We start from the raw sequence: 11869 nt of genomic DNA, 5'->3' as shown, positions 1-11869 counted from the left end.
GATCATCCAACGCGTTGTGTTGCCGGGGTCAACGGGCTGGCGGCGGGCCAGGGCCCGCCCTACGCTGTCGGCATGAAGACCTTGCTGTTGTTCCTTGTCACCGCGCTGGCCGAGATCGTCGGCTGCTACCTGCCGTACCTGTGGCTGCGCAAGGGCGGCAGCGCATGGCTGCTGCTGCCGGCGGCGGCCAGCCTGGCCGTGTTCGCCTGGCTGCTGACCCTGCATCCCACGGCTTCTGGCCGCGTGTATGCCGCCTACGGCGGCGTCTACGTGACCATGGCGATCGCATGGTTGTGGGCCGTGGACGCGGTGAAGCCGACGCGCTGGGACCTGTTGGGCGCCGGCTTGTGCCTGGCCGGCATGGCGGTGATCATGTTCGCGCCACGCGCCGCCTGACCCTGTGGGAGGGGACATGAGCCGCTTCGCCAGCTTCCGCGAGTTCTATCCGTTCTACCTTGCCGAACACAGCCACCGCACGTCGCGGCGCCTGCATTTCATCGGCAGCTGCGGCGTGCTGGCGCTGCTGGTGCTGGCCATCGTCGACCGCAACGCCTGGTGGCTGCTGGCCGCGCTGTTCTGCGGCTACGGCTTCGCCTGGGTCGGCCACTTCTTCTTCGAGAAGAACCGCCCCGCCACCTTCAAGCACCCGTTCTATTCCTTCGCCGGCGACTGGGTGATGTTCAAGGACATCCTGACCGGGAAGATCCGGTTCTAGGTAGCGTGCGCCGCGCACACGACCCCTTGATCTCCGTGCGCATTACGTAGCGTGCGCCATGCGCACGCCCCGCGGGATCATGGCGCCCCCTCCGTGCGCATGGCGCACGCTACGGCTCGTAGAACATCAGAAACGCCGCGCCCACGATCAGCGCGAAGGCCGCGTAGTGGTTCCATTTCAGCGGCTGGCCCAGGTACCAGGTGCTGAAACCGGCGAAGACCAGCAGGGTCAGGATTTCCTGGATCGTCTTCAGCTGCACCACCGAGTAGACGGCGCTGCCCATGCGGTTGGCCGGCACCATCAGCATGTACTCGAAGAAGGCGATGCCCCAGCTGGCCAGGATCACCATGAACAGCGGTGCGGACTTGTACTTCAGGTGGCCGTACCAGGCGAATGTCATGAAGACATTGGAAGCCAGCAGCAGGAACAGGGGCAGGACGCGGTCGATCATGGCGGGGCCAGGGGCAGGAGGACGGCGAAGCGTAATCCCAACTGCCGGCTGAATGCAGCGGCCGTCTTCACACGATGTCCACCGGGCGCCCGGTAGCTTCACAAACCTGAAGCCTCTCAAGGAGTTGTCATGCGACACAGTCAGGAAACCGCGGGTCTGGTGCTGGTGGTGGAAGACAACCGCAACATTTCCGAGATGATCGGGGAATATCTGGAAGGCCGCGGTTTCGAGGTCGATTACGCCACCGATGGTCTGGACGGTTACCGGCTGGCGGTGGAGAACAGCTACGACGTGCTGGTGCTCGACCTGATGCTGCCGCGACTGGACGGCATGGAAGTCTGCAAGCGCCTGCGTACCGAAGCCCGCAAGTCCACGCCCGTGCTGATGCTGACCGCGCGCGACACGCTGGACGACAAGCTGACCGGCCTGAGCTCCGGCGCCGACGACTACCTGACCAAGCCCTTCGCGATCCAGGAACTGGAGGCCCGCCTGCGTGCCCTGATCCGCCGCGAGCGCCGCCAGGTCGGTGCCGAGGTGCTGAAGGTCGCGGACCTGGTGCTGGACCCGGTCAGCATGCGCGCCACCCGGGGCGGCACCGAGCTGATGCTGTCGCCGATCGGCCTGCGCCTGCTGACCATCCTCATGCGCGAGTCGCCGCGCGTGGTGACCCGGCAGGAGATCGAGCGCGAGATCTGGGGCAACGGCCTGCCGGACTCGGACACGCTGCGCAGCCACCTGTACAACCTGCGCAAGGTGATCGACAAGCCTTTCGACAAGCCGCTGCTGCACACCGTGCAGAGCGCGGGCTACCGCATCGCCGACATCGGCTGACCTGGCCGTCGGCGCGCGGCATACTCCTGCCTTCGCCCGACGACTCCGCATGCGCCAAGGCCTGCCCCGCAAACTCAGGATCGCCTTCATCCTGCAGGCCGTGATGGTCAGCCTGGCCATCGTGCTGGGCGTGTACCTGATCTCGGCGGTCATCAAGCACAGCCTGATGAACACCGCGCTGCAGGAAGAAGCCGCGCATTTCTGGGAGCTCTACAGCGCCAGCACGGCGCAGCCGCCGCCGAACACCCACAACCTGCGCGGCTATCTGGTGGTGAAGGGGCACTCCAACCTGGTGCTGCCGGAAAACCTGCGCAGCCTCGCCCCCGGCTTCCACGAACTGAGGGACGACGATCTGCTGGTGCTGGTCGACGAGCAACCGCAGGGCCGCCTGTACCTGGTGTTCCTGCGCTCGCAGGCCGAGCGGCTGGCGTTCTACTTCGGCACCGTGCCGATCATCATGACGCTGGTGGCGATCTACCTGGTGTCGTGGCTGACCTACCGCGCGTCCAAGCGGCTGGTGTCGCCGGTCAGCTGGCTGGCGCGGCAGGTCTCCGAATGGGATCCGCGCCGCCCGGATGTCAGCGCCCTGGCCGCCGACCGCCTGCCCAGCGACGTGCAGGGCGAGGCGCGGCAACTGGCCGCCGCGCTGCACGGCCTGGCCCAGCGCGTCAGCGCACACGTCGCGCGCGAACGCGATTTCACCCGCGACGCCAGCCACGAGTTGCGCACGCCGCTGACGGTCATCCGCGTGGCCACCGACATGGGCATGGCCGAAGACTCGCCGCCGCGCGTGGCGCGCGCCCTGCAGCGCATCCAGCGTGCCGGCCGCGACATGGAGGCGGTGATCGACGCCTTCCTGATCCTGGCGCGCGAAGCCGAAGTGGAGCCGCAGAGCGAGGACTTCGACGTGGCCGACATCGTCATGGACGAGGCCGAGAACGCGCGCACGCTGCTGCTCAACAAGCCGGTCGACCTGGAAGTCACCCTGCACGCGCGCCCGCGCCTGCACGCACCGCCGCGGGTGTTCCAGGTGGTCGTCAGCAATCTGCTGCGCAATGCCTGCACCTATACCGATCGCGGCCGCATCGACGTGCTGCTGGAACCGGACCGCGTGGTCGTACGGGACACGGGCATCGGCATGGCGGCCGAATCGATGCAGCGGGTGTTCGAGCCCTTCTACCGCGCCGACCCCTCGCGCCCGCACGGCAGCGGCCTGGGTCTGTCCATCGTCAGCCGCCTCTGCGACCGCTTCGGCTGGAAGATCGAACTCGACAGCGAACTGGGCCGCGGCACCACGGCGACGATCCGCTTCGTTCCGTAATCTATACGGGAACTGACCAGGGCCGCGGGCTGTCAACGCCGCGGCCTCCGGCGCGTTCCTTTTCCCGACTCCCCACCTTCCGAGCCGACTCACTGCATGAGCCAGCCTGCACGCACTGCTTCCCGCAAGCCTTCTCCGCTTCCCAAGATCCTGCTCGGGGTCGCCGTCGTCGCCCTCCTCGGCGCCGGTGCGTGGTACTGGACCGCGCGCAAGGGCGAGGTCGCGGAAAGCGCCTACCGCACCGCCACCGTCGAGCGTGGCGACATCCGCGTGGCGATTTCGGCCACCGGCACGCTCAGCGCCATCTCCACGGTCACCGTCGGCAGCCAGATTTCCGGCCAGGTCACCGACGTGCTGGTCGACTACAACAGCGAAGTGAAGAAGGGCGAGGTGCTGGCGCGCATCGATCCCAGTACCTACGAGGCGCAGATCGAACAGGGCAATGCGCAGATCGCCAGCGCGCAAGCCAACCTGCGGCAGGCGCAGGCCACGCTGGCCAATGCCGAGATCGACTACACCCGCAAGGCCGACCTGGGCCGGCAGCAACTGGTCGCGCAGAGCGATGTCGACCTGGCCCGCGCTGCCCGCGACCAGGCGCGCGCGCAGGTCAACGCGGCGCAGGCGTCGATCCGCCAGCAGACCGCGTCCACCCAGACCACCCGCGTCAATCTTGATCGCACGGTGATCCGCTCGCCGGTCGATGGCGTGGTGCTGACCCGCACCATCGAGGCCGGCCAGACCGTGGCGGCCAGCCTGCAGGCGCCGGAGCTGTTCACCATCGCCGAAGACCTGTCGAAGATGAAGATCGAACTGGCCGTCGACGAGGCCGACATTGGCCAGGTCAAGGTGGGGCAGGCGGTGTCGTTCACCGTCGATGCGTTTTCCGACCGGCAGTTCCGCGGACAGGTGCAGCAGGTGCGCCTGTCGGCGACCACCACCAGCAACGTGGTGACCTATCCGGTGGTGGTCAGCGTGGACAACAGCGACGGCACGCTGCTGCCCGGCCTGACCGTCAACGCCGAGATCGAGGTCAGCAAGCGCGACAACATCCTCAAGGTCTCCAACGCGGCGCTGCGCTACAAGCCGACCGGCGAACAGGCCGCGACAGCCTCGACCGCACAGGCCGCGCCGCAGGGCGGCCAGAACCGCGGCGGCGGTATCAGCGACGACCTGGCGCGCGTGGCCGGCACCCTGCAACTGAAGCCCGAACAGCAGGCCGCGTTCGATACGGCGCTAGCGGCGATGCGCGAGCGCCAGGCCGCGCGCATGGCGCAGGCGCAGCAGGGCGGTGGCAGCATGTTCGGCCGCCCGGGCGGCGGTCAGCGAGCGGGCGGCAACGCGGGTGGCGGTGCGATGCAGGCGCAGATGCGCCAGCGCATGGCCGACCGCATGCAGCAGGATTTCGCCCCGTTCCGCGCCACCCTGGACGCTGCGCAGCAGCAGCGCTGGGATGGCGAACTGCGCACGCTGCTCAGTGCCAAGCGCGCGCCGGTCTACAAGCTCGTCGATGGCGCGCCCGAGATGGTGCAGGTGCGCGTGGGCGCCAGCGACGGCACCAGTACCGAGGTATCCGGGCCGGTGAAGGAAGGCGATGTGGTGGTCGTGGGCGAGCGCGCGAGGGAATGAGCATGCCGTCCGCGAATGCCGGCGACCGCGTGCCGGTCATCCAGACGCACGCACTGGGCAAGGTCTATTCCGCCGGCACCGAGGCGGAAGTGGTGGCGTTGCGTGGCGTGGACATGCGCGTGGACCGGGGCGACTTCGTCGCCATCATGGGCCCGTCCGGTTCCGGCAAATCCACGCTGATGAACCTGATCGGCTGCCTGGACACGCCCAGCGACGGCACCTATTTCTGCGACGGCATCGACGTGGCCACGCTGGACGCCGAAGAGCTGGCGATCCTGCGCCGCGAGAAGATCGGCTTCGTGTTCCAGGGCTTCCATCTGTTGCCGCGCATGACCGCGCTGGACAACGTGGCTATGCCGCTGGGCTATGCGCAGGTGCCGCCCGGCGAACGCGCCGAGCGCGCGCGCCAGGCGCTGGCCGCGGTGGGCCTGGCCGAGCGTGCCGGGCATCGGCCCAACGAACTGTCGGGTGGCCAGCAGCAGCGCGTGGCGATCGCCCGCGCGCTGATCAACCAGCCGCCGATCCTGCTGGCCGACGAACCGACCGGCGCGCTGGACAGCAAGACCGGCGAAGAGATCCTGGCGCTGTTCAAGCGCCTGCGCGACGACGGCCACACCGTCATCCTGATCACCCACGACGCCGAAGTCGCCGCGCATGCCGACCGCGTGCTGGTGATGCGCGATGGCGAGTTGCACGAGGAGCCGGGATTCGGGAATCGGGCATCGGGAGCCGGAGGAACGCACCCATGATCCGTCCTCTTTTCCTGCCGGCCTTGTTCCCGCTCATGCGACGCGGCCTTGCGTTTGCGAATCCCGACTCCCGATTCCCCACTCCCGGCCTTCTGCCATGAAATTCTCCGACATCCTGCGCACCGCACTGCACGCGTTGCGCGGCAACTGGATGCGCAGTGCGCTGACCTCGCTGGGCGTGATCATCGGCATCGCCGCCGTCATCGTGATGGTGTCGGTGGGCCAGGGCACGCAGGCGGAAATCGACAAGCTGGTCTCGGGCCTGGGCTCGCAGCGGCTGGACATCAGTCCCGGCGCCGGGCGCGGCGGCGGCGGCGTGCGGATGAGTTCCGGCAGCTTCTACACGCTCAAGGAAGGCGACGTGGAGGCGATCCGCAACGAGATTCCCGAGGTGCAGTACGTGGCGGGCGCGTTGCGCGGCAACACGCAGATCGTGTTCGCCGAGAACAATGCGTCGACCAGCTGGCAGGGCGTACAGGCCGACTTCTTCGAGATCAACAGCTGGGTCATCGCCAACGGCGAAGGCTTCGATGCGCAGGATTATTCGAGCGCCGACAAGGTGGTGATCCTCGGCGAGACGGTGCGGCGCACGCTGTTCGGCGAGGACAGCGGCGTGGGCCAGACCGTGCGCCTGGGCCGCGTGCCGTTCACCGTGGTGGGCACGCTGGCGCCGAAGGGGCAGGGTGGTTTCGGCCAGGACCAGGACGACGTGATGATGGTGCCGCTGGAAACCGCGCGGCGCCGGTTGATGGGCTCGATGGGCCTGCCACCGGGCGCCGTGCAGCAGGTCGCGCTGACCGTGGCCGACGCCAAGGACCTGAGCTACGTGCAGGGCGAAGTGGAAGCGCTGCTGCGCCAGCGGCACAAGATCGCGCCGGGCGAGGAGGACGACTTCAACGTCCGCAACATCTCGGAAATCGTCGCCACCCGCACCGCCACCACCAAGCTGATGTCGCTGCTGCTGGGCGCGGTGGCCACCATTTCGCTGATCGTCGGCGGCATCGGCATCATGAACATCATGCTGGTATCGGTGACCGAGCGCATCCGCGAGATCGGCCTGCGCATGGCGGTGGGCGCCGGGCCGGGCGACGTACGCCGGCAGTTCCTCGCCGAAGCCATGCTGCTGTCGCTGGGCGGTGGCGTGCTGGGCATCGTCATCGGTGTGGCCGGCGCGCTGCTGGTCGGCCAGTTCAGCGAGCTGCCGGTGGCGTTGAACGGCCAGGTGATCGGACTGGCCGCGGGCTTCTCGATCGCCACCGGCCTGTTCTTCGGCTACTACCCGGCCCGCAAGGCTTCGCAGCTCGATCCGATCGAGGCGCTGCGCTCGCAATAGGGGATCGGCGGGGCTGGTGCGGCGCAACGGCGGGAGTATGCTGGACGCCCGTTGTGCCCACACCGGACCTGCGCCATGAGCCCGCATTCGTCCCGCCGGCCCCTTGCCCTGGCCATCCATGGAGGCGCCGGCGTGATCGAACGGGGCAGCCTGGCGCCCGAGGTAGAAACCGCGATCCACGCCGAACTCGCCCGCGCCCTCGACGTGGGCCACGCCATCCTCGCGACCGGTGGCAGTGCGCTGGACGCGGTGGAAGCCGCAGTGACCGTGCTGGAGGATTCGCCGTACTTCAACGCCGGGCGCGGCGCGGTGTTCACCGCCGAAGGCCGGCATGAGCTGGATGCCGCCATCATGGACGGGCGCCATCGCCGCGCGGGGGCGGTCGCGGGCCTGATGACGGTGCGCCATCCGGTGCGGCTGGCGCGGCGCGTGCTGGAGGACTCGCCGCACGTGTTCCTGATCGGCGACGGCGCGGAACAGTTCGCCGATACGCAACCGGGCATCGAGCGCGTGCCGAACGGGTGGTTTTCCACGGAGTCGCGGCGTGCCCAGCTGCGCGATGCGCAACAGCGCGAACAGCAGGCGTGGCATGGCAACGACGACCTGCGCGGCCAGTACTTCGGCACGGTCGGCGCGGTGGCGCTGGACAGCCGCGGGCATGTGGCGGCGGCGACGTCGACCGGCGGCATGACCAACAAGCGCTGGGGTCGCGTGGGCGATTCGCCGGTGATCGGGGCGGGCACCTGGGCCGATGCGCGGTGCGCGGTGTCGTGCAGCGGCTGGGGCGAGTTCTACATCCGCAACGCCGCCGCCCACGACATCGCCGCCCGCGTGGCCTACCGCGGCGACCGCCTGCGCGACGCGGTGGAGGACGTCATCCTGGGCGAAGTGCCACAGCATGGCGGCGACGGCGGGGCCATCGCGGTCGATACCGACGGCAACGTCTCGCTGGTGCTCAGTACCCGCGGCATGTACCGCGGCTGGGTGCGGCCGGACGGCACGCGCGGCACCGCCATCTACCAGGACGCCTGAGTGACCGCGTCGCCGGGAGAGCAAGCCGCTGCATTGACCCTGGCCGATCATCGCGCCCTCCGTGCGCAGGCGCTTCGCCTGTGCCGTCGTGCCGACGAGGCGGACGACCTGGTGCAGGAAACACTGCTGGCCGGCGTGCTGGCCGGCCGCCACGATATGCCGTGGCTGTCGGGGGTGCTGCGGCGCCAGGCGGCGATGGCGGCACGTGCGGGTGTCCGCCGCCGACGGCGCGAAGCCCTCGCCGGAATGCAGGCCGATGACGCCATCGAACCGTTCGCCTGCCACGAGCCGGAGCCTTCCCCGCGACCGCCCGCATGGCTGGCGACGCTGCCGCCGTCGGCGCGCCGGCTGGCGGTGCTGGCGCTGCATGGCCTGTCGGCGGACGAGATCCGCTGGATCCTGCGCATCCCCGCCACCGCGTTCCGCCAGCGCCTGACCTGCATCCGCAAGGCGCTGGCCGCGCAATCCCCGTCGGTGCGCGCGGAGGGCATCGCGCTGGCCTACCTGCGCGATCCGGCACGTAGCGCGGACATCCCCTTCGGCCTGACCCGGCGTGCCCTGAAGGCCGCCATGCAGGCGGGCGACGGGCTGGGCACGCACGATCCGGACGGACACCTGATCCTGATCGACGCCGATGCTCACACTTCGCCTTCCCGCGGCAACCCATGTACGGGAATCACACAGGAGGACATCCCATGCTCACGCACTGCAAGGTAGGCGCCATCGTGTTCTTTGTTTCCGACCTCGCGCGGTCGGTGGATTTCTACCGGGGCACGCTGGGCCTGCCCATCGACGCGCTGGACGGCCACGACGGCCCGTGGGCGATGGGCGAGGTCGGCGAGCTGACGCTGGTCTTCATCCCGCGGCCCGCGCGGGCGGGCGAATCGCCGGTCGTCGTCTTCAGCCTCGACGGCGGCATCGACGACCATGCCGAAGCGCTGGCCGCCAAGGGCGTGGAGATCGTGGTGCCGGTCAGCGAATCGCCCGATGGCGGACTGTCGCTGGACTTCCTCGATCCTGACGGCAACGTGCTGAGCCTGCACCAGCCGGCCGGTGCCGCGCGGCGGACATGACAGCGTGATCGCGCGCGGCGTGTGGGCGATGGTGCTCGCGGTCGGCGTGGTGGAGGCGGCGCGCGGTGCCAGCGTGTGGGAGGGTCTGGCCAGACGCTGGCAGGGAACCGGTCAGGTCAGCGGCATGGACGCCACGCTGGCCTTGACCTTCGCGCCGGCGCTGGAAGGGAAGGCGCACCGCCTGTCCTTCAGCAACCGCATGCGTGCTGCCGATGGCAGGGAGTGGTCGTTCGCGGCGGAAGTGATCTATCTCTGCCGCGGCGCGCCGCCATGTCGTGGCCACTGGTACGACACCCGCGGCATGGTCCTGCCGCTGGCCGCGACCCCGCAGGCCGACGCGCTGGCGGTCGAGTGGGGCGACGCGGCCACCGAACGCGGGCGCACCACCTATCGCCTCGAAACGGACACCCTGCACATCACCGACGAAGTGCTCGGCAAGGACGGTCAGTGGAAGGTGTTCGGTCGCTCCAGGTTACGGAGATCGGGAGAGACGGCGGGCGACAGTGCGAGGTGATGACTATCAGCCCCGCGATCATCGCGATGCTCGCTCGGCACATGAAAATGTGAGCTGAAAACCCGTATCTAGAACGAAAATTACAAGCTAGATTCGACTCGCTGCGCTGTCCTGCGCAGCCATCACAAGACTCGGAGTCGGATCGGCTTATGAAGAAGAATCGCATGGCGATGTGGGTGGGTGTGGCACTGGTGGCGATGGGCGCAACGCAATCCGCCAGCGCGGGTGGCAGGCCCGACCTGGTGATCAAGGGATTGAAGGCAGGGCAGCCGCACGCCAATGGCGAACTGCTGGTGAAATACCGCGACGGCGCGGCCTCGGCCGATCGCGATGCGGTGGTGCAGGGTCTTGGCGCGCACAAACTGGAAACGGTACGCCGCGGCAACGGCCGCAACGGCGAAATCGCGCTGCTCAAGCTGCCCGGCAACGTGGATCTTTCTGCCGCCGTGCAGGCGCTCAGCGCCGATCCGGCCATCGAGTATGCCGAGCCCAACTGGACCTACCAGCACCATGCGGTCTCCAACGACACCTACGCCAGCAACGGTTCGTTGTGGGGCATGTACGGCGATGCCGGCAGTCCCGCCAACGCCTACGGTTCGCAGGCGTCTGAAGCGTGGGCTGCCGGACACACCAGTTGCGGCAACGTCGTGGTCGGCGTGATCGACGAAGGCATCTACTTCAATCACGAAGATCTGGCCGCCAACATCTGGACCAACCCCTACGATCCGGCCGACGGCGTGGACAACGACGGCAATGGCTACGTCGACGACGTGCGCGGCTGGGACTTCGACGGCAACACCAACAACATCAATTCCGGCGGTGCCAACGACGACCACGGTACCCACGTGGCCGGCACCATCGCCGGCGTGGGAGGCAACGGCAAGGGCGTGGCCGGCGTGTGCTGGAGCGGCGTCAAGCTGATCAGCGGCAAGTTCCTCGGCCGTCGTGGTGGCAGCACCGCCAACGCGATCAAGGCGATCGACTATTTCACCGACCTGAAGGTACGTCACGGACTGAACATCGTGGCCACCAACAATTCGTGGGGTGGTGGCGGGTTCTCGCAGGCGCTGCAGGATGCCATCACCCGCGCCGGCAACGCGGAGATCCTGTTCATCGCGGCGGCCGGCAACGATGCCTACGACAACGATGCGACCGCGAGTTATCCGTCCAACTATCCGAACGCCAACATCATCGCGGTCGCCTCGACCACCAATACCGGTGGCCTCTCCAGCTTTTCGCAGTGGGGACGCACCACGGTGGACCTGGGCGCGCCGGGTTCGGGCATCTGGTCGACCGTGCCGAAGGCATCCAAGGGCAGTCTGGTGTCAGGCTATGCCAGCTATAACGGCACCTCGATGGCCACCCCGCATGTGACCGGTGGCGCAGCGCTGTACGCCTCCACGCGTCCGGGGTCGACGGCGGCGCAGATCAAGGCCGCCATCCTCGGCGCCACCGTGCCGACGCCCTCGCTGCAGAACAAGACCGTCACCGGTGGGCGCCTGAACGTCAGCGGCTTCTGAGCAAGCGGTCCTGCAACGGAAGAAGCCCGGCGATGCCGGGCTTCTTCTTTTTGGGGGAGAGCAAGGGCCGCCCTACTGCACGTACGGCGCGATCACCCGCTGCCAGATGTCGTAACCGGCGGCGTTCATGTGCAGGCGATCCTCGACGAACAGCGCCTCGTTCGGTTGCCCGCTGGCGTCCAGCATGGGCGTGAAGATGTCGATGTAGTCCACGCCGAGCCGCTTCGCTTCGGCCTGCACCAGCGCATTGGCTTCGCGCTGCGCAGGCATCAGGTGCGCGCGCGAGGGGCTGGGCTTGGTGCTGATGTAGCCGATCCTGGTCTTCGGCAAGTCGCGGCGCACGCGCTGGACGAAGGCGATGAAGTCCGCGCGCACCTGTTGTGGCGTGCGGCCCGAATTGATGTCGTTGTCGCCGGCGTAGATCAGCACCTGCCGGGGCGCGTACGGGACGATCATGCGGTCCGCGTACCACGTGCTGTCGCGCAGTTCCGACCCGCCGAAGCCGCGGTTGATCACCGGCACGCCGGGGAAGTCCTGCGCCAGGGTCTCCCACAGGCGGATCGACGAGCTGCCGGTGAACACCACGCCCCCGCGCGGGGGCGGCGACTGTGCGTCTTCGGTGGCGAAGCGCTGCATGTCGGTTTCCCAGACCGCATTCGACACCTGCTCCGGGATGCGCGGGGCGGTCGTGGCGGGCGCATCCG

Annotated in this window: 14 protein-coding genes; 12 read left to right on the top strand and 2 right to left on the bottom strand. The window is 68.4% G+C overall.

Annotation, left to right across the window (positions count from 1 at the left end; all coding sequences use genetic code 11):
• The first annotated feature begins 72 nt into the window (after window positions 1-72).
• Complete coding sequence (locus MMG85_RS16310) at window positions 73-396, top strand: YnfA family protein (RefSeq protein WP_241046993.1); 324 nt, start codon at window positions 73-75, stop codon at window positions 394-396.
• A 16-nt stretch (window positions 397-412) separates the two neighbouring features.
• The gene (locus MMG85_RS16305; protein WP_055940484.1) at window positions 413-715 is read left to right on the top strand and encodes a DUF962 domain-containing protein; all 303 of its coding nucleotides are present in this window, start codon (window positions 413-415) and stop codon (window positions 713-715) included.
• 109 nt (window positions 716-824) lie between these two features.
• Here the strand turns inward: MMG85_RS16305 and MMG85_RS16300 are convergent, their stop codons facing one another.
• Complete coding sequence (locus MMG85_RS16300; RefSeq protein ID WP_241046992.1) at window positions 825-1166, bottom strand: DMT family protein; 342 nt, start codon at window positions 1164-1166, stop codon at window positions 825-827.
• 129 nt (window positions 1167-1295) lie between these two features.
• Between MMG85_RS16300 and MMG85_RS16295 the strand changes: the two genes are divergently transcribed.
• From MMG85_RS16295 to MMG85_RS16250, 10 genes are all read left to right on the top strand, one after another.
• Entirely contained in the window at window positions 1296-1997 is a 702-nt protein-coding gene (locus MMG85_RS16295; RefSeq protein WP_055940490.1) for a response regulator transcription factor, read from the top strand.
• 49 nt (window positions 1998-2046) lie between these two features.
• On the top strand, window positions 2047-3318 hold the full coding sequence (locus tag MMG85_RS16290) for a HAMP domain-containing sensor histidine kinase (protein ID WP_241046991.1): 1272 nt from the start codon (window positions 2047-2049) through the stop codon (window positions 3316-3318).
• Between the two features lie 96 nt (window positions 3319-3414).
• Entirely contained in the window at window positions 3415-4944 is a 1530-nt protein-coding gene (locus MMG85_RS16285; protein ID WP_241046990.1) for an efflux RND transporter periplasmic adaptor subunit, read from the top strand.
• A gap of 2 nt (window positions 4945-4946) precedes the next feature.
• On the top strand, window positions 4947-5693 hold the full coding sequence (locus MMG85_RS16280) for an ABC transporter ATP-binding protein (RefSeq protein WP_241046989.1): 747 nt from the start codon (window positions 4947-4949) through the stop codon (window positions 5691-5693).
• Window positions 5694-5790: 97 nt separating this feature from the next.
• A complete protein-coding gene (locus MMG85_RS16275; protein ID WP_241046988.1) occupies window positions 5791-7026 on the top strand; it encodes an ABC transporter permease in 1236 nt (411 codons plus the stop codon).
• Window positions 7027-7101: 75 nt separating this feature from the next.
• Entirely contained in the window at window positions 7102-8058 is a 957-nt protein-coding gene (locus tag MMG85_RS16270) for an isoaspartyl peptidase/L-asparaginase (protein WP_241046987.1), read from the top strand.
• Window positions 8059-8775: a hypothetical protein gene (locus MMG85_RS16265; RefSeq protein ID WP_241046986.1), complete on the top strand. Its 717-nt coding sequence runs from the start codon at window positions 8059-8061 to the stop codon at window positions 8773-8775.
• Window positions 8754-9131 carry a VOC family protein gene (locus MMG85_RS16260; protein ID WP_241046985.1) on the top strand — a complete coding sequence of 126 codons (378 nt, stop codon included), beginning with the start codon at window positions 8754-8756 and terminating at the stop codon, window positions 9129-9131. The genes MMG85_RS16265 and MMG85_RS16260 overlap by 22 nt, the downstream gene beginning before the upstream one ends.
• 4 nt (window positions 9132-9135) lie before the next feature.
• A complete protein-coding gene (locus MMG85_RS16255; RefSeq protein WP_241046984.1) occupies window positions 9136-9645 on the top strand; it encodes a hypothetical protein in 510 nt (169 codons plus the stop codon).
• Window positions 9646-9794: 149 nt separating this feature from the next.
• Window positions 9795-11165: a S8 family peptidase gene (locus MMG85_RS16250; protein ID WP_241046983.1), complete on the top strand. Its 1371-nt coding sequence runs from the start codon at window positions 9795-9797 to the stop codon at window positions 11163-11165.
• Window positions 11166-11237: 72 nt separating this feature from the next.
• On the opposite strand, the gene MMG85_RS16245 is transcribed toward MMG85_RS16250, so the two are convergent.
• The coding region (locus MMG85_RS16245) for an SGNH/GDSL hydrolase family protein (RefSeq protein WP_241046982.1) at window positions 11238-11869 on the bottom strand (632 nt) is incomplete at its 5' end.

Origin of the sequence: Pseudoxanthomonas sp. LH2527 (genome assembly GCF_022539275.1) — a bacterium.
Lineage (GTDB): Bacteria > Pseudomonadota > Gammaproteobacteria > Xanthomonadales > Xanthomonadaceae > Pseudoxanthomonas_A.
The sequence above is the reverse complement of the archived record's forward strand: the minus strand, read 5'-3'. Positions and strand labels throughout refer to the sequence as shown.